Raw genomic sequence first — 17,067 nt, 5'->3', positions numbered from 1 at the left:
ACCATGACCGATGTTCTTGCCACAGTGGATCAAGCCGGAATCGCCACCGTCACCTTGGACCGGCCAGCCCTGCACAACGCCTTTAACGAGGGCGTGATCGCCGAGTTGACCCAGCTGTTCGACCAGCTGGGCCGCGACCCGGAGGTGCGCGCCATCCTGCTGAAGGGCAACGGCCCCAGCTTCTCCGCCGGCGCCGACCTCGACTGGATGCGGCGCATGGCGGGCTACAGCCGCGACCAGAACCATGCCGACGCGCTGGCCCTGGCCACCATGTTGTGCACCCTGAATCGGGTCCCTAAGCCAACCATCGCGGTGGTCCACGGGGCGGCCTTTGGCGGCGGCGTGGGCCTGGTCGCCTGCTGCGACATCGCCGTCGCGGCCGAGGGCGCCACCTTCTGCCTGTCGGAGGTCAAGCTGGGCCTGATTCCCGCCACCATCGGCCCCTATGTCGTGGCCGCCATGGGGGAGCGTGCCTGCCGCCGCTATTTCCTGACGGCGGAACGGTTCAGCGCGGCGGAGGCTCAGGCCCTGGGCCTGGTGCACCAGGTGGTGCCGGCCGACCAGCTGGATGGCGCCGTGGCCACGCTGGTCAAGCGTCTGGGCGAGGGGGGACCCGCCGCCCAGGCGGCGGCCAAGGCCCTGGTCTTCGACTGCGCCAACCGGCCGGTGACCGATGATCTGATCAGCGACACGGCGGAGCGCATCGCCCTGATCCGTGCCAGTGACGAAGGGCGGGAGGGTGTCGCCGCCTTCCTGGAAAAGCGCAAGGCCGCCTGGGCCCAGCCTGCAGGGGACAAGTGATGATCGAGACGCTGCTGATCGCCAACCGCGGCGAAATCGCCTGCCGCATCATCCGCACCGCCCGCCGCCTGGGCATCCGCACGGTCGCCGTCTATTCCGACGCCGACGCCGATGCCCTGCATGTGACGCTGGCGGATGAGGCGGTGCGCATCGGCGCGGCGCCGGCCCGCGACAGCTATCTGCGCATGGATGCCATCCTGGACGCGGCCGCCCGCACCGGCGCGCAGGCCATCCACCCCGGCTATGGCTTCCTATCGGAAAACGCCGGCTTCGCCGAGGCTTGTGCCGCTGCGGACCTGATCTTCGTCGGTCCGCCGGCCAGCGCCATCCGCGCCATGGGCGGCAAGTCCGAGGCCAAAGCCCTGATGGAAACCGCCGGCGTGCCCCTGGTGCCCGGATACCATGGGGAGGAGCAGAACAGCGGCGTGCTGGCGGCGGAGGCGGCGCGCATCGGCTTCCCCGTGCTGATCAAGGCCTCGGCCGGCGGCGGCGGCAAGGGCATGAAGGTCGCCACCTCGGCGGAAGACTTCCATGAGCAGCTGGCTTCCGCCAAGCGCGAGGCCCAGGCCGCCTTCGGCAATGACCGGGTGCTGATCGAGAAGTACCTGGGCCGCCCGCGCCATGTGGAAATCCAGGTGTTCGCCGACAGCCATGGCAACTGCGTCTACCTGTTCGAGCGTGACTGCTCCATCCAGCGCCGCCACCAGAAGGTGGTGGAGGAGGCACCGGCGCCCAACCTGCCGCTGGAGCTGCGTCAGGAGATGGGGGCGGCGGCCGTGGCGGCGGCCAAGGCCATCGGCTATGTCGGCGCCGGCACGGTGGAATTCCTGCTGGACCCGGTGGAGACGGGCGGTGACGGCCGTTTCTACTTCATGGAGATGAACACCCGCCTGCAGGTGGAACATCCGGTGACGGAATACATCACCGGCCAGGACCTGGTGGAATGGCAGCTGCGGGTGGCGGCCGGCGGCGCCCTGCCGCTGAGCCAAAGCGAGCTGGCGGTGAACGGCCACGCCATCGAGGTGCGCCTCTATGCCGAGGACCCGGACAAGGGCTTCCTGCCGCAGACCGGCACCCTGTCGCACCTGCGTTTCCCGGAAACGGGCTCGCAGGTGCGGGTGGATACGGGTGTGCGCCAGGGCGACGCCATCTCCATCCATTACGATCCCATGATCGCCAAGCTGATCGTCTGGGACGTCGACCGTCCGGCGGCGGTGCGGCGCCTGCGCCAGGCGCTGGCGGAAACCGAGGTGGGCGGCCTGTCGGCCAACATCCCCTTCCTGGCGGCTATCGCCGGCCATCCCGGCTTCCTGGCGGCTGACCTGGACACGCGTTTCATCGAGCGCCACCAGGCCGACCTCCTGCCCCCGCCGACGCCCCCTTCCGGCGAGGTCCTGTCGCTGGCGGCCCTGGGCGTGCTGCTGGAGCGCAAGGCGGAGACGGTGGCGGCCGCCGCCCGGACCAAGGACCCGTGGAGTCCCTGGGCCACCGGCGACAGTTGGCGCCTGAACGACGCCGTGCCAGAGGTTCTGACCTTCGCCACCAGCCACGAGGGCGGCGAACCGCTGGAGGTGCGGGCCTGCCGCCGGCGCGACGGCGGCTTCGACATCACCCTGCCTACGGGCGAGGAACTGACGGGGCATGCCCGCTTCGAGCCCGATGAGGCGCATGGGGGTGGGCGCCTGGTGGCCGAGGTCGGCGGACGCCGGCTGACGGCCGGCTGGTCACGCCGGGGGCGGGAGCTGGACCTGTTCCGTCCCGGCCGGCACCACCGTCTCACCCTCATCGACCCGTTGGACGTCGGCATGGTCGATGCCGGCGGCGGCGGTCGCCTGGTTGCACCCATGCCGGGCAAGGTGATCGCCGTGCTGGTGGCGACGGGTGACCGGGTGGAAAAGGGGCAGGCCTTGGTGGTGCTGGAGGCCATGAAGATGGAACACACCATCAAGGCGCAAGGCCCCGGTACGGTGGAGTCCGTGCGCTACGCCATCGGTGACCAGGTGCCGGACGGCGCCGAATTGATCATCGTGACGGGAGATGAGGCATGAGCGCCGCCGTGAGGATAGTCGAGGTCGGCCCCCGCGACGGTCTGCAGAACGAGGCGGCGCTGGTGCCCACTGACACCAAGGTGGCCCTGATCGACCGTCTGTCGGCCACCGGCCTGACGGTGGTGGAGGCGGGGGCCTTTGTTTCCCCCAAATGGGTACCGCAGATGGCGGACACAGCCGAGGTGCTGGCCCGCATCCAGCGACGGCCAGGCGTCGGCTATCCCGTGCTGGTACCCAACGAGCGCGGCTTCACCCAGGCGCTGGCGTCAGACGTGACGGAAATCGCCGTCTTCGCCGCCGCGTCGGAGGCCTTTTCCCAGCGCAACATCAACTGTTCCATCGCGGAAAGCCTGGATCGCTTCGCCCCCGTGGCCCGCCTGGCGCGCGACAACGGCATCGCCGTGCGCGGCTATGTCTCCTGCGTGCTGGGCTGCCCGTATGAAGGCGCGATCGACCCCGCCAAGGTGGCGGAGGTGTCCGCCCGGCTGGTGGAACTGGGCTGCACGGAAATCTCGCTGGGCGACACCATCGGCGTGGGCACCCCGGCCAGAGCAGCGGCCCTTATCCGCCGTGTCGCCCAAGAGGTCCCGGTGGCCCAGTTGGCCGCCCATTTCCACGACACCTATGGCCAGGCGCTGGCCAACCTGCTGGCCTGCCTGGAAGAAGGTATCCGCGTCATCGACAGTTCTGTTGCGGGCCTGGGCGGCTGCCCCTACGCCAAGGGCGCCACCGGCAACGTGGCGACGGAAGACGTGGTCTACATGCTGGAGGGGCAGGGCCTGTCCACCGGCGTGGACCTGGATGCGCTCGCCACTATCGGCGGCTGGATCTCCGCCGCCATCGGCCGCCCCAACGCCAGCCGCGCCGGCCGCGCCCTGCTGGCCAAGAAGGCATGAGACACAACTATCCGCGGATCTGTCGCAACACCAGGTCTTGAAGCGCGGTGGCTGCCTGGCTCAGCCGGGCCCCGGCCCGGGTGAGCAGACCGAGGGTGCGGCTTAGCTCCGGTTCCCGCATCGGCAGGCCAACCAGCCCAGGATAGGCGTCGTTGGCCAAGGCCAAGCCGGGAAGCACCGCCACCCCCAACCCGGCGGACACCAGCCCCAGCGCCCCGGCGACATGGTTGGCTTCATAATGGATGATTGGCCGGCGCGGCAGGCCGGCCAGCACATTTTCGATCAATACGCGGTTGCCGCTGTTCAGTGACACGGCGATCAGGCGTTCCCTCTCCAGGTCAGCCCAGCGGGCCGTCGTCGCGGCCGCCAGCGGATGGTCCCGCCGGACGGCCAGCACATAGGGTTCGCTGCGGATGGGCGTGAAGTCGATATCCGCGTTCTGGGCCCCCAGGAAGCTGATGCCGATATCGGCCTCGCCCTCCAACACCGCGTCCAGCACCTTGCCGGCGCTTTCGTCGATGACGCGGATGCGCACGCCCGCATGGGTGTCAGCGTAGAGACGCAGGATTTCCGGCAAGACGTGATTGGCCACGGAGGGCACGCAGGCCACCGTCACCAACTGCTTGGCCCTGCTGGCGCGCTCCACCATGCTGGCACGCGCCAGTTCCAGTTCCTCCAGAATGACAACGGCGTGGTTCAGGAACTGCCGGCCGGCATCCGTCAATTCCACCTTGCGCGTGGTGCGTTCCAGCAGGCGCATGTCCAGCGCCGCCTCCAGCTTTTCGATCCGCCGGCTCAGGGCGGGTTGGGAGATGTACAGCCGATCCGCCGCCGCGCGGAAGTTCAGGGTCTGCGCCACGGTGACGAAGGCCAGCACCTCCCCGAATTCGAAATCCAGCCGCATGGTGTCTCCAATTGATACGTCATAGTTATCAATTAAGAAGATAAATGCAATTCCTGTCCACCGGGGGCCATCGCACAATGGCTGAGATATTAAAACCGGAGGAGACGGAAATGACCGGAAGTGACCCCCGTTCAACGGGCGGCGTCATTTCGCGCACGCTCGCCCTGCTGTTGCTGGCGTCACCCTTGCCGGCCGGCGCGGCGGACCTGCACGTCGCCAGTTCCGGTGGCTTCGCCGCCGCCTACAAGGCGCTGGCGCCCGAGTTTGAAAAGCGCACCGGGCACACGCTGGTTTCCGTGTGGGGCCCGTCCATGGGCGACACGCCACAGGCCATCCCCAATCGACTGCGCCAGCACCAGGATATCGACGTCGTCATCATGGTGGGCGACAGCCTGGACAAGCTGGTGCGGGAAGGGGAGGTGATGGACGTCGATCACCGTGTTCTGGCCCTGTCCAAGATCGGCATGGCCGTCAAGGCGGGCGCTCCGCACCCGGACATTTCCACCGTCGCGGCTTTGAAAAAGGTGCTGCTGGATGCCAAGTCCATCGCCTATTCGGACAGCGCCAGCGGTGTCTTCCTGTCCACGGTCCTGTTCGAGCGCCTGGGCATCGCCGACGCCATGAAGGGCAAGGCGCGGATGATCCCGGCGGAGCCGGTCGGCGCCGTGGTCGCCCGCGGCGAGGCGGAGATCGGCTTCCAACAGATCAGCGAATTATTGCCGTTGTCCGGCATTGATATCGTCGGGCCCTTGCCCGATGACGCCCAGAAGGTGACGCCGTTTTCAATCGGCATCGCCGCCGGGGCCCGGGACAAGGCGGCGGCCGAGGAGCTGATCGCCTTCCTGTCGTCGCCAGAGGCGGCGCCCCTGATCGTCAAATCCGGGCTGGTGCCCGCCAACACAGCCGGTCGCTGAGGTTTCCCCCATGCCAGGTTTCCCCATGAAACAGCCGTCCAAGCTGGCCACCGTGTTGCGCGTGACGAGCGGCAACTTCCTGGAAATGTTCGATTTCTTCCTTTACGGTTTCTACGCGCCCTACATCGCGACCACATTCTTCCCCAACGGAAACGACACCGCGTCGCTGATGCTGACCTTCGCCACCTTCGGGGCGGGGTTCCTGATGCGGCCGGTGGGCGCGGTCATCCTGGGCAGCTATATCGACCGGATCGGTCGCAGCAAGGGCTTGGTGCTGACGCTGGCCATCATGGCGCTGGGCACGGTGCTGATCGCCTTCGTGCCCGGCTACGCCAGCATCGGGCTGCTGGCCCCCGCCCTGGTGCTGATCGGCCGCCTGCTGCAGGGCTTTTCCGCCGGGGTGGAAATGGGCGGCGTCTCGGTCTATCTGGCGGAGATGGCCACGCCCGACACCAAGGGGTTCTACGTCAGCTGGCAATCCGCCAGCCAGCAGGCGGCGATCATGGCCGCGGCCCTCATCGGCTATGGGCTGAACCAAATTCTGTCGGCGCAGCAGGTTCATGACTGGGCCTGGCGCATCCCCTTCTTCATCGGCTGCCTGATCGTGCCGGTGATCTTCGTCATCCGCCGGTCCTTGCAGGAAACGGCGGCGTTCCAGGCCCGCGCGCATCATCCCAGCTTCCGGGAAAGCGTCCTGTCCATCGCCGCCAACTGGCGGCTGGTGCTGGCGGGCATGATGATGGTGGTCATGACCACGGTCTCGTTCTACCTCATCACCGTCTATGCCCCGACCTATGGCAAGAGCGTGCTGAAGCTGGGTGCCGGCGACAGCCTGCTGTTGACCTTCTGCGTCGGCCTGTCCAATTTCATCTGGCTGCCGGTGATGGGCGCGCTGTCCGACAAGGTGGGACGCCGGCCCCTGCTGATGACCTTCACCATCCTGGCCATGCTGACCGCCTATCCGGTGCTGAGTTGGCTGGTCCACGATGTCAGCTTCGGCACCATGCTGATCGCGGAGCTGTGGCTGTCCTTCCTCTATGCCAGCTATAACGCGGCGGCCCTCGTGACGCTGACGGAGGTGATGCCACCGGAGGTGCGTACGGTGGGGTTCTCGCTGGCCTATAGCCTGGCCACGGCGCTGTTCGGCGGCTTCACGCCCCTGGTGTCCACCTGGTTGATCGAGGTGACGGGGGACAAGGCGGCACCCGGTTTGTGGATGGCCGCCGCCGCCCTCTGCGGCTTGCTGGCGGTCCTCATGGTCTACCGTCGCGACACGGCCACTACGCGCATGGTGGCGGATACCATTTGATATCGGCCATCCCCGGCACCCGGTGTTGACACAGCCAAGCCACTGGACATCGGGGGACCAGGCGGTAGAAAATGAAAGTGGCATGAGCCCGACGACAGGGCCGGCCATCAGTCAGGGGTGGAGCTGGCGGCAAAGACCGGCCCATCCGTACTCAACTTCGGGGAGTAGCGCACAATGACCTTCACCCACGGAATCCATCGACGATCCCGCTCACGGGGATATGCCCCCGGTGCATCCGGCCTGCCCGATGCCGGGGAGGCGCGCGTCCATAGTTGACCTGTCAACGGTCATCACCGCGCCTTTTTACAGCCCCATACCCCTTATGACCGTTTGCGCCCGGAAAAAGCGGCGCGGCGTCGTTTCACGGCATACGGCCGCAGCCAATGGCCCTTTCCGGAACGATTCCGCCTATTTGCCGCTTTTCGCCGACCGGCCGGCGCTCGCCCCAGGCCTCTACAGGACGGGGCCCGCCAGGTCCGCCGCCAGCGGTTTCGCGGATCGAAAGGTAGAAGAATTCCATGAGCAGCACCGTCACCCTATCCTCTTCCCTTACCGGCGCCCCCACCACCAACCAAGCCCTGCTGAGCTGGGTTGAGGAGGTCGCCGCCCATTGCCAGCCGGCCGCCGTCCATTGGTGCGACGGCAGCCAGGAAGAATATGACCGGCTGTGCGAGGAGATGGTGGCCCAGGGCACCTTCATCCGCCTGAACCCGGCCAAGCGGCCCAATTCCTTCCTCTGTCGGTCGGATGCGGGCGATGTCGCCCGGGTGGAGGATCGCACCTTCATCTGCAGCCCGGCCGCGGAGGAAGCTGGCCCCACCAACAATTGGGCCGATCCCGCCGAAATGCGCCAGACGCTGCAAGGCCTGTTCAAGGGCAGCATGCGCGGCCGCACGCTGTACGTCGTGCCCTTCAGCATGGGGCCCTTGGGCTCCCCCATCTCCCACATCGGCGTGCAGCTGTCCGACAGCCCCTACGTCGCCGTGAACATGCGCATCATGACCCGCATGGGTGCTGCGGTGCTGCGCCAGTTGGGCGATGGCGACTTCGTGAAGTGCCTGCATTCCGTAGGCGCGCCGCTGGTCCCCGGCCAGAAGGACGTGGCCTGGCCCTGCAACGCCAAGCACAAGTACATCGTCCACTTCCCCGAGACGCATGAGATCATCAGCTACGGGTCCGGCTACGGCGGCAACGCGCTGCTGGGCAAGAAGTGCTTCGCCCTGCGCATCGCCTCCGTCCTGGGCCGGGAAGAGGGCTGGCTGGCGGAGCATATGCTGATCCTGGGCGTGGAAAGCCCGGAAGGTGAGAAGACCTATGTCGCGGCGGCCTTCCCCTCGGCTTGTGGGAAGACCAACTTCGCCATGATGGTGCCGCCCGCCGCCTTCAACGGCTGGAAGGTGCGCACCATCGGCGACGACATCGCCTGGATCAAGCCGGCGCCGGACGGCACCTTGCGCGCCATCAATCCCGAGGCGGGCTTCTTCGGCGTGGCGCCGGGCACCAGCCTGAAGTCCAACCCCAACGCTCTGCTGACCCTGCACGCCAATGTCATCTTCACCAACTGCGCCCTGACCGATGACGGCGACGTGTGGTGGGAGGGTCTGACCGAAACGCCGCCCGCCCACCTGATCGATTGGGAGGGCAAGGATTGGACGCCCGCCAGCGGCCGCAAGGCGGCGCACCCCAACGCCCGCTTCACCGCCCCGGCCAGCCAGTGCCCCAGCATCGATCCGGCCTGGGAGGACCCCGCCGGCGTGCCCATCAGCGCCTTCATCTTCGGCGGCCGGCTGTCGCGCACCTTCCCCCTGGTGTTCGAGACCCGCGGCTGGACCGAGGGCGTGTACTGGGCGGCGACGCTGGGGTCGGAGGCGACCGCCGCCGCCGTCGGCCAGGCCGCCATCCGCCGCGATCCTTTCGCCATGCTGCCCTTCTGCGGCTACAACATGGCGGAGTACTGGCGCCATTGGCTGGACATGGCCGGCAAGATCGACAATCTGCCGCGCATCTACCGCGTCAACTGGTTCCGCAAGGACCACGACGGCAAGTTCGCCTGGCCAGGTTTTGGCGATAACATGCGCGTGCTGAAGTGGATTGTGGAGCGCGTCCACGGCCGGGCGACCGAGACGGCGGAAAACCTGTTCGGCCTGACGCCGCGCTATGAGGACCTCACCTGGGATGGATTGGATTTCGGCCGCGACCAGTTCGACGCTGTCATGGCGGTGGACCCGGTGGAGGCGGAAACGGAACTGCGCGACCAGTCCGAGCTGTTCGGCCGCTTCGGCGGCGACACGCCCGAGGAGCTGATCGAGCAGCAGGACACCCTGCTGGATCGCCTGGCCCAGAACCGCGAAGCGGCCTGAGCCGCCACCGCTAAAGGAAGGCCCCCGGATGGTTCGTCATCCGGGGGTTCATTCAGGGCGACAGGGGATCAATAGCCCTTCGCCCAATAAACAAAGGCCACCGTGTTCCAACTGGCCGGGCCGTTGGGGCGGCCGCCGGCGTCCTGGCCACCGATGACGAAGCCGGTCAGGCTGGGATCGTCGAAGGGGATCTTGACGACGGTGGAGGGGGCGAAACCGCCACCCGGATCATAGGACATGGTGATGCTGACCGTCCGGCCATTGCCGGGGGGGATGACCACCTGGCCCACCAGCTTGTTGTCCTGGGCGCCGGTACCGTTCCAGGTGATCGGCTGCTGGCCGGTGACCTCGATCACGATGCGCTGGGCCCAATAGGCCGAATTGGTGAAACCGTTGATCTTGATCGTCGTGCCATCCGGCACGGGGAAAGTGGCGGTATTGTACATGCTGTCCTCCAGGGCTGCTCTTGCGGCGACCCGACGCGCAACAACTTAAGCGCGTACAGGCTCACCGTTTCCTCATACATCTTTTTGCGAGAGCTTCCCACAAAAATAGATTTATAAAGTTGTGAGAGCCTGATCCTGGTGGACGCGATAAGATAAGCACTTCCGGCGCCCCGGCAGGAAAGGGCCCGGGCAGCAAAGGGAGAGCGGCCATGACCCACCGTACCGCTGACTTGGTCGACGCCTATGAGGACAGCCTTCAAAGCTGTGAGATCCAGTTCCGCTCCTTCGGGGCGCGGGCCTCCTTCCACGGCCCCATCCGCACCGTGCGCTGCCATGAGGACAACGCCCTGCTGAAGCACACGCTATCCGAGGCGGGCGAGGGGGCGGTGCTGGTGGTGGACGGCCATGGGTCGCTGCGCACCGCCCTGGTGGGCGACGTCATCGCCGGCCTGGCGTTCAAACACGGCTGGGCCGGCCTGGTGCTGTGGGGCGCCGTGCGCGACAGCGTGGCCCTGGCCCACATCGACCTGGGCATCAAGGCGCTGGGCACCAACCCGAAGAAAAGCACCAAGACGGGGGCTGGCCAAGTGGACGTGCCATTGTCCTTCGGCGGCGTGCAGTTCACCCCCGGCGCCTGGCTCTATGCCGATGAGGACGGCATCGTCGTCAGCGCTATAAGGTTGTGACGCCTCCAGACGTTAAACGCGGGATCACCCCGGCAGCGGAATGAATTCCTTGTCGTCCAGGTCCGGCAGCTTCATGCGGCCGGCGCGCCAGTCGGCCTTGGCTTGCTCGATCCGCTCCTTGCGGGAGGAGACGAAGTTCCAGTCGATGTAGCGCTGGCCCAGGGGCTCCCCGCCCAGCAGCATGACCACGGCGGGGGTGACGGCGGTGAACAGCACCGGCTGGCCAGGCGCGAACACCAGCATGTGGCCGGCCTCCACCGTCCTGCCCTCAACCTCCACCGAGCCGACGGCGACATAGGCCGCGCGTTCGGGGTATTCGGCCGGCAGTTGCGCCTTGGTGCCGGGCTGCAGCACCCAATGCACGTAAAACATCGGGGAATGGGTCTTGACCTTGGCCTTGGCGCCAAAGGCCTCACCCGCGACCAGCCGGGCCCATAGTCCGCCATGTTCATAGGTCGGCAGGTCGTCCACGCCATAATGGTGGAAGCTGGGGTCGGTTTCCTCATCCGCCTCGGGCAGGGCCACCCAGGCCTGGATGCCGTGCAGGGGGCCGCCTTCGGCCCGCGCCTTCTCAAACCGCTCGGAATGGGTGATGCCGCTGCCGGCCGTCATCCAGTTGACCTCGCCGGGGCGGATGGCCTGTTCGGAGCCCACGCTGTCGCGGTGCATGATCTCACCATCGAACAGATAGGTGACGGTGGACAGGCCGATGTGCGGGTGCGGGCGCACGTCCCGCTCCAGCGGAATGCCCTTGGGAAACTCCACCGGACCCATATGGTCGAAGAAGACGAAGGGACCGACATGGCGGCGCTGGGCCACGGGCAGGATGCGCCCCACCTCGAACCCGCCCAGGTCGCGCCGCCGCTGGTCGATGACGAGTTCGATCATGGTTCTGTCCCCACGGGTTTGTTGGACAACGAGGATGCCTACGGCATCTGGCCGGATCAACCGGCGCGCGCCCGCCGCTTCATTTTAAAGCACATGGCGCAACAGCGCGGTGGCGGCCACCCCCACGATCACCGTGGGCAGCATGGGGAAGCGGCAGGCCATGGCCAGTGTGACCGCCAGGCCGGCCAGGTCGGCCGGGTTGGTGGTGGTGAAGGCCGGCGCGATGACCGAAATCAGCACGGCCCCCGGCACTGCCTCCAGCACCGCGGTGGCGCGGGGGCTGAGGCTGCGGTTGCGCAGGACCAGGAAGCCGGCGACACGGGTGCCGTAGGTCACCGCCATCATGGACAGGATGGCCAGTAGCGACGGGACATCCAGGGCGACATAGCGGGCCAGATCATTCACGGCGCGGCCTCCCGTGTTTCGTATCCGGCGATGACATAAGCGACGGCCAAGCCGGCCAGCGTCCCCGCCGGCACGTACCAGGCGCCGGGCACCAGCAGGTGGGTGACCGCCGCAACCCCCAGGCTGACCGGCCAGGGCAGGGCGCGCCGCCAGCCCTTCCACATCCCGCGGACCAGCACCAGGAAGACGGCGGTGAAGGCCATGTCGAAACCATAGGCGTGGGGATTGCCCAGCACCGGCCCGACTACGGCACCGGCCACCGTCACCCCGACCCAGGCGACATACAGGGAAACGGCCAGGCCCGCATAATAGGGCAGGCTGATCCCCGGCCGGCCGGTGGCGGCCATGCGGCGGCGCGCGTCGTCCATGCCCAGGGCCCAGGTCTCATCCGCCATGACGAACAGCACCAGGGCGGCCTGCCAGGGGCGCAGGGAGCGCAAATGCCGGGCGAAGGCGGCACCCATCAGCAGGTGGCGGCAGTTGACCAGCAAGGTCATGCCGGCGATCAGCGCGATTTGCGGCGGGCTACGCCACAGTTCGATGGCCACGAACTCCGACCCGCCGGCGAAGTTCAGGCCGCACATCAGCGCCACCTCCAGCGGGCTTAGCCCCTTCATCGCCGCCTGCGAGCCCAGCACCAGGGCGAAGGGCGCCACGCCCAGCAGGATGGGCATCATGGCCGCCAGGCCACGGCGGAATTCGGCGGAGACGGAGCGGCCCGGCCCCTCATCCGGGGCTGCGCTCCCAATTATGGCGCCCTCGGGTGCGGCATCGTCGGGATGGACGGTGGCGGTCATGGGCGATCCGTTCGTCGGGCGGGAATGGATGGCCATGGTAGGGGAATGGTGCCGCTGGGGAACTGCATAGTCCGTGCCCTAGCCCTGCCAATTTGGCATCCTGCCCCCGCACGCGCCCAGGGCACCGAGGTGGGCCGGCGCCAATGACAGAGAGGAGCGAACGGGAATGCTGGTTGTCGACATGGCGGAACTGCCCGGCCTGGTGGGGCGTGACCTGGGCCCGTCCGACTGGATGGTGGTGGACCAGGACCGCATCAACCGCTTCGCCGACGCGACCGGCGACCACCAGTGGCTCCATGTCGACGTGCCGCGCGCCACCGACGCGCTGGGCGGCACCATCGCCCACGGCTTCCTCACCCTGTCGCTGCTGGCGCCTTTCAGCGACCAGACCCTGCAGGTGCGGGACGCGGGCAAGGGGGTGAATTACGGCTTCAACAAAATCCGTTTCCTGGCCCCGGTGCCGGCCGGCGCCCGCGTGCGCAGCCACCAGGTCCTGACGGAGGTTGAGGAAAAAGGCGGCGGCTGGCTGTTGACACGCACCGTCACCGTGGAAATCGAGGGACAGGAAAAGCCCGCGCTGGTGGCGGAATGGCTGACCGCCGTTTACCCTTAGCGCTACAAAATCTCTCGGAATATTTTAAAAACGCTGGATGGGGCGGCAAGGATTCAGCCCATTAATTCCCATCATTTGCCGAATTGCCGCCATCATCGCTTGCTGAACTGCCCTCCGTAGCAAGGGCGGGCGCCAACATTCAAAAGCGCCCGCCACACCGCGATACGGAGGAGCATCATGAACACCCGTCTTCTGCTGAGTGGCGTGGCCATGGCCACCCTGCTGGCCGGGGCCGCCAACGCCCAGCTGATCGGCGGTCACGCCGCGGGGGCCGTCACCGGTGGCGTGAACAGCACCCTGAACACCGCCGCCGGCGCGAACCTGGGCGCCACCGGGATCGGGACCTCCCTAAACGCCCGCGCCACCAGCCAGGCGGCCACCGGCACCGTCACCCAAGCCGGCCAGGCGGTGGATGGCGCCGCCACGACGGTGAAGACCACCACGGACACCGCGACAGAAGCGGCGAAGGCGAACACCAACGCCGCCGTCAACGCCGCTGCCACCACGCAGGAAGCGCAGAACGGCACCGTGACCGGCGCCATGGGCGTGACGGACGGCACCGCCGCCGGAACGACCCAGACCACCGGCAGCACCCGTGTCACCGCCAGCGCCCCGGCGCCCACGGTCTCGGTCCCCGCTGGGGAAGCGACCCCCAAGGTCACGACCAAGGATGGCGCCAGCCTGTCGGCTGACGCCAGTGGCGGGGCGTCCAGCGACAAGCACGGGGTGAACGCCCGAAACCGGGCGAGCGTGCGCAGCCACGAAACCGCGTCCGTGGCCGGCACCTCCGCCAAGGTCGACGGCTCGGTCAGCACCTCGACCACCACGGCGGTGGCGCCGCACTAAGCGGCGGCGTTGATCCTGAGTATCAGGAAAGGCGGGACTGGCCACGGGGCTGGTCCCGCCCTTCCGGCTTTTGAGGATCAACTGAAGACGATGGTCTTCTGCCCGGTCACCAGGATGCGGCGCTCGATGTGCCAGCGCACGGCGCGGGCCAGGACGGCGCATTCGATATCACGGCCGATATCCACCAGATCTTCCGGCGTTTTGGTATGGTCCACCCGCTCGATGCCCTGTTCGATGATGGGGCCTTCGTCCAGGTCGGTGGTGACGTAATGGGCGGTGGCGCCGATCAGCTTCACCCCGCGGGCGTGCGCCTGGTGATAGGGCTTGGCCCCCTTGAAACTGGGCAGGAAGGAATGGTGGATGTTGATGCACCGGCCCGACAACTGGCCGCACAGGTCGGCCGACAGGATCTGCATATAACGCGCCAGCACCACCAGGTCGGCGCCCGTCTGCTTCACCACGTCCATGAACGCGGCCTCCTGGGCCGCCTTGTCCCGCTTCATCGGGTCGCCCTTCACCGGCAGGTGGTGATAGGGGATGCCGCTCCATTCCACGAAGGAGCGCATGTCGTCGTGGTTGGAGATGACGGCCGGAATGTCGATGGGCAGGGAGCCGGAGCGGGCGCGGTGCAGCAGGTCGTACAGGCAGTGCCCAAACTTCGAAACGGCGATCACCACCTTGGGCTTCACCGTCATGTCCACCAGTTGCCAGTCCATGCGGAACCGGCGGGCGATCAACTGAAAGCCCTGGCGCAGGCTCTCCAGATCCGGGAAACCCGGGCCATCGGGGCGGAAGGCCGTGCGCATGGAAAAGCTGTTGTTCAGCTGGTCGTTGAAATGGTTGGATTCGGTGATTGAGGCGTCATTGTCCGCCAGATAGCTGGAGACGGCGGCCACCACGCCCTTCACGTCGGGACAGGTCAGGACCAGGACATAGGGGCTGTGAAGGGCGGAGGGCGGCAGCGTCGTCACGGCGAACTATTCCTCAAGGCAGGCGAGCATTATTTGGAAGGAAGTTACGCGGGTCTAGCATAAACCGGCCGCGTGACGCACCCCTTCTGCGTGCATGGCTCCCCATGGCCGGGACGCGCCAGGAACGCGGGCGGACGTCCTCAAACCCGTTCCGTCAGTTCCCCCGCGATCTGGCGGGCGGTGGACTGCAACAACCCGATGGTGTCGGCCAGCGGCCGCACCAGGGGCGTGTGCTGCACGAAGGGCACGGTCAGCGCCGCCACCGCCGCCCCGGTGGGGCCGATGACCGGGGTGGACAAGTCCATCACCCCCATGACGTAGTCGCTGGCCGCCTGTTCATACCCCCGGGCGCGCACCGCCTCGGCACGGTCCATGAAGCGGGCCACCCGATCCGCCCCCACGGCCCGCTCCAGCATGGCCCGCCACACGGCCTGGGTGTCCGGCGACTGGTAGGCGTACAGCACAACGCCGGACGTCGCCTCCACCAGGCTGCGGTGATAGCCGGGACGGACGGAGAAGCCCAGATGGCCCGGATTCTCGATGCGCGCCACCACCACCATCTGATCGTCCGACGCCACCGCGAGGTGGCAGGACTGGCCGATGGCCAGGGTCAGGTCGCGCATCAGCGGCAACGCCGCCTCCAGCAAGGTGCGCACGGGCGCCCGCGCCATGCCCAGCGTGAACAGCTTGTTGGTCAGTTCATAGCCGTCCGCCGTCGTGGCCGGCGCGATGTAGCCCCGGAACTCCAGCACCTGGATCATACGGAACAACTCACTGACCGAGCGGCCCAGCCGGGTCGAAATCTGCGACGGTGTCATGGGCATGCCGTGGCTGGCCAGCAGTTCCAGGATATCCAGCCCCTTTTCCAGCGCCGGCGCCCGGTACTTGCGTACAGCCTCCGCCCCGCTATCGGCCGTGAGGTCGTCGGGGGTGTCGAGGTCGGGCAGAGGGGCGTCGACGGTCATCGCGGGTATCCGGCCTGTAAATTACACTTCTTGGGCTATGCCATCGGACGCGGCGCCGGGCAAGATATGGTGAGCGCGCTTGACTTCGGGGCCGCCGCCATCGATTTTATATGCGGAAGGTGATTTCGTATATGAATGAAAATCACCCCGCCCCGGGAGTTAGCAGCGGTAGCCGAATGGACGCCTTTCCAATCTTCACCCCCAGTTGTCCAGAACTGCCGCCCCTGGGTTTCGGCGCGGCCGCGATCGGCAATCTGTACCAGCGGGTGGAGGAGGGCGCGGCCCGCGCCGCCGTCGCGGCGGCGGTGGATGCCGGCATCCGCTACATCGACACGGCGCCGCACTATGGCTTCGGCCTCAGCGAAAGCCGCCTGGGCGCGGTCCTGGCCGACCTGGACCCCAGGGAAGAATTGCTGCTGTCGACCAAGGTGGGGCGGGTGCTGGTGCCGGTGGCGCCGGACGCCGGGCCGGTGCGCCACGGCTTCGCCGACGCCGCGCCGTTTGAGCCGGTGTTCGACTACAGTTATGACGGCGTCATGCGGTCTTACGCCGAAAGCCAGCGACGGCTGGGCCGCCAGCGCATCGACCTGCTGCTGGCCCACGACCTGGGCACAGCCACCCACGGCGACGCCCACGGCGGCCACTTCCGCCAATTCCTGGATGGCGGCTATCGCGCCATGCGGGAACTGCGCGACCAGGGGGCGGTGCGCGCTATCGGCCTGGGGGTGAATGAGTGGCAGGTGTGCCTGGAGGCCATGGGGCACGCCGACTTCGACGTGGTGTTGCTGGCCGGGCGCTACACCCTGCTGGAACAGACGGCGCTGGACAGTTTCTTCCCCGCCTGCGCCGCCCGGGGGGTGAAGGTCGTCGTCGGCGGCCCCTACAATTCCGGTATCCTGGTGAACGGCACCCGGGGTGCCGCGCCGCTATACTACAATTATGAGCCGGCGCCGGCCGCCATCGTCGACCGCGTGCGGCGGCTGGAGGCGGCATGCGACCGGTTCGGGGTGCCGCTGGCGGCGGCGGCCCTGCAATTCCCCCTGGCCCATCCGGTGGTGGCCAGCGTGATCCCCGGCATGGCGGACTCAGCACAGGTGGCCCACACCCGCGCCCTGATGGACACGGCCATCCCGCCGGCACTGTGGCAGGCCCTGCGCGACGACAACCTGTTGCACCCTGACGCCCCCATTCCCACCGCCCCAACCGCGACCCCGTAAC

General features: G+C 67.5%; 17 protein-coding genes. 10 read left to right on the top strand and 7 right to left on the bottom strand.

From position 1 onward, the window contains the following. Nucleotides 1-3: 3 nt before the first annotated feature. From UCD39_RS09750 to UCD39_RS09740, 3 genes are read left to right on the top strand one after another with little or no spacing between them, the layout of a single operon-like run. Nucleotides 4-801 carry an enoyl-CoA hydratase/isomerase family protein gene (locus tag UCD39_RS09750; protein ID WP_330495832.1) on the top strand — a complete coding sequence of 266 codons (798 nt, stop codon included), beginning with the start codon at nt 4-6 and terminating at the stop codon, nt 799-801. Next, a complete protein-coding gene (locus UCD39_RS09745; RefSeq protein ID WP_330495831.1) occupies nt 801-2,849 on the top strand; it encodes an acetyl/propionyl/methylcrotonyl-CoA carboxylase subunit alpha in 2,049 nt (682 codons plus the stop codon). The genes UCD39_RS09750 and UCD39_RS09745 overlap by 1 nt, the downstream gene beginning before the upstream one ends. After that, a complete protein-coding gene (locus UCD39_RS09740) occupies nt 2,846-3,745 on the top strand; it encodes a hydroxymethylglutaryl-CoA lyase (RefSeq protein WP_330495830.1) in 900 nt (299 codons plus the stop codon). The genes UCD39_RS09745 and UCD39_RS09740 overlap by 4 nt, the downstream gene beginning before the upstream one ends. A gap of 7 nt (nt 3,746-3,752) precedes the next feature. Here the strand turns inward: UCD39_RS09740 and UCD39_RS09735 are convergent, their stop codons facing one another. Then, nucleotides 3,753-4,649, bottom strand: coding sequence for a LysR family transcriptional regulator (locus tag UCD39_RS09735; protein WP_330495829.1), 897 nt, complete (start codon nt 4,647-4,649; stop codon nt 3,753-3,755). 110 nt (nt 4,650-4,759) lie between these two features. Between UCD39_RS09735 and UCD39_RS09730 the strand changes: the two genes are divergently transcribed. The 3 genes from UCD39_RS09730 (at nt 4,760) to UCD39_RS09720 (ending at nt 9,232) form a co-directional block, all read left to right on the top strand. Then, the gene (locus UCD39_RS09730; RefSeq protein ID WP_330495828.1) at nt 4,760-5,563 is read left to right on the top strand and encodes a substrate-binding domain-containing protein; all 804 of its coding nucleotides are present in this window, start codon (nt 4,760-4,762) and stop codon (nt 5,561-5,563) included. A gap of 25 nt (nt 5,564-5,588) precedes the next feature. After that, complete coding sequence (locus UCD39_RS09725; protein WP_330495827.1) at nt 5,589-6,872, top strand: MFS transporter; 1,284 nt, start codon at nt 5,589-5,591, stop codon at nt 6,870-6,872. A 518-nt stretch (nt 6,873-7,390) separates the two neighbouring features. Continuing rightward, nucleotides 7,391-9,232: a phosphoenolpyruvate carboxykinase (GTP) gene (locus UCD39_RS09720; protein WP_330495826.1), complete on the top strand. Its 1,842-nt coding sequence runs from the start codon at nt 7,391-7,393 to the stop codon at nt 9,230-9,232. 68 nt (nt 9,233-9,300) lie between these two features. Here the strand turns inward: UCD39_RS09720 and UCD39_RS09715 are convergent, their stop codons facing one another. Beyond that, a complete protein-coding gene (locus tag UCD39_RS09715) occupies nt 9,301-9,678 on the bottom strand; it encodes a fucose-binding lectin II (RefSeq protein ID WP_145734132.1) in 378 nt (125 codons plus the stop codon). Nucleotides 9,679-9,887: 209 nt separating this feature from the next. On the opposite strand from UCD39_RS09715, the gene rraA reads away from it, so the two are divergent. Continuing rightward, the gene (gene rraA / locus UCD39_RS09710; protein WP_330495825.1) at nt 9,888-10,364 is read left to right on the top strand and encodes a ribonuclease E activity regulator RraA; all 477 of its coding nucleotides are present in this window, start codon (nt 9,888-9,890) and stop codon (nt 10,362-10,364) included. Between the two features lie 24 nt (nt 10,365-10,388). On the opposite strand, the gene UCD39_RS09705 is transcribed toward rraA, so the two are convergent. The 3 genes from UCD39_RS09705 to UCD39_RS09695 all read right to left on the bottom strand — a co-directional run bounded on the left by UCD39_RS09705 (nt 10,389) and on the right by UCD39_RS09695 (nt 12,454). Continuing rightward, the gene (locus tag UCD39_RS09705; protein WP_145734136.1) at nt 10,389-11,252 is read right to left on the bottom strand and encodes a pirin family protein; all 864 of its coding nucleotides are present in this window, start codon (nt 11,250-11,252) and stop codon (nt 10,389-10,391) included. 84 nt (nt 11,253-11,336) lie between these two features. After that, nucleotides 11,337-11,657, bottom strand: a complete 321-nt coding sequence (locus UCD39_RS09700) for an AzlD family protein (RefSeq protein ID WP_145734138.1) — start codon at nt 11,655-11,657, stop codon at nt 11,337-11,339. After that, the gene (locus UCD39_RS09695; protein WP_330495824.1) at nt 11,654-12,454 is read right to left on the bottom strand and encodes an AzlC family ABC transporter permease; all 801 of its coding nucleotides are present in this window, start codon (nt 12,452-12,454) and stop codon (nt 11,654-11,656) included. Before UCD39_RS09695 ends, UCD39_RS09700 begins: the two co-directional genes overlap by 4 nt. A gap of 166 nt (nt 12,455-12,620) precedes the next feature. Here UCD39_RS09695 and UCD39_RS09690 point away from each other — a divergent pair, with 166 nt between their 5' ends. Both UCD39_RS09690 and UCD39_RS09685 read left to right on the top strand, forming a co-directional pair. Next, nucleotides 12,621-13,067 (top strand): MaoC family dehydratase, encoded by a 447-nt coding sequence (locus UCD39_RS09690; protein ID WP_330495823.1) that lies wholly within the window; start codon nt 12,621-12,623, stop codon nt 13,065-13,067. Nucleotides 13,068-13,244: 177 nt separating this feature from the next. Then, the gene (locus tag UCD39_RS09685; protein ID WP_330495822.1) at nt 13,245-13,913 is read left to right on the top strand and encodes a hypothetical protein; all 669 of its coding nucleotides are present in this window, start codon (nt 13,245-13,247) and stop codon (nt 13,911-13,913) included. Between the two features lie 77 nt (nt 13,914-13,990). Here the strand turns inward: UCD39_RS09685 and purU are convergent, their stop codons facing one another. Both purU and UCD39_RS09675 read right to left on the bottom strand, forming a co-directional pair. Next, a complete protein-coding gene (gene purU, locus UCD39_RS09680) occupies nt 13,991-14,875 on the bottom strand; it encodes a formyltetrahydrofolate deformylase (RefSeq protein ID WP_330496535.1) in 885 nt (294 codons plus the stop codon). A 149-nt stretch (nt 14,876-15,024) separates the two neighbouring features. Then, entirely contained in the window at nt 15,025-15,849 is an 825-nt protein-coding gene (locus tag UCD39_RS09675) for an IclR family transcriptional regulator (RefSeq protein ID WP_330495821.1), read from the bottom strand. 176 nt (nt 15,850-16,025) lie between these two features. On the opposite strand from UCD39_RS09675, the gene UCD39_RS09670 reads away from it, so the two are divergent. Further along, nucleotides 16,026-17,066: an aldo/keto reductase gene (locus tag UCD39_RS09670; protein ID WP_330495820.1), complete on the top strand. Its 1,041-nt coding sequence runs from the start codon at nt 16,026-16,028 to the stop codon at nt 17,064-17,066. Nucleotide 17,067: the final 1 nt, after the last annotated feature.

Origin of the sequence: Nitrospirillum karajorum, from assembly GCF_036348415.1 — a bacterium.
GTDB classification, from domain to species: domain Bacteria; phylum Pseudomonadota; class Alphaproteobacteria; order Azospirillales; family Azospirillaceae; genus Nitrospirillum; species Nitrospirillum amazonense_B.
The sequence above is the reverse complement of the archived record's forward strand: the minus strand, read 5'-3'. Positions and strand labels throughout refer to the sequence as shown.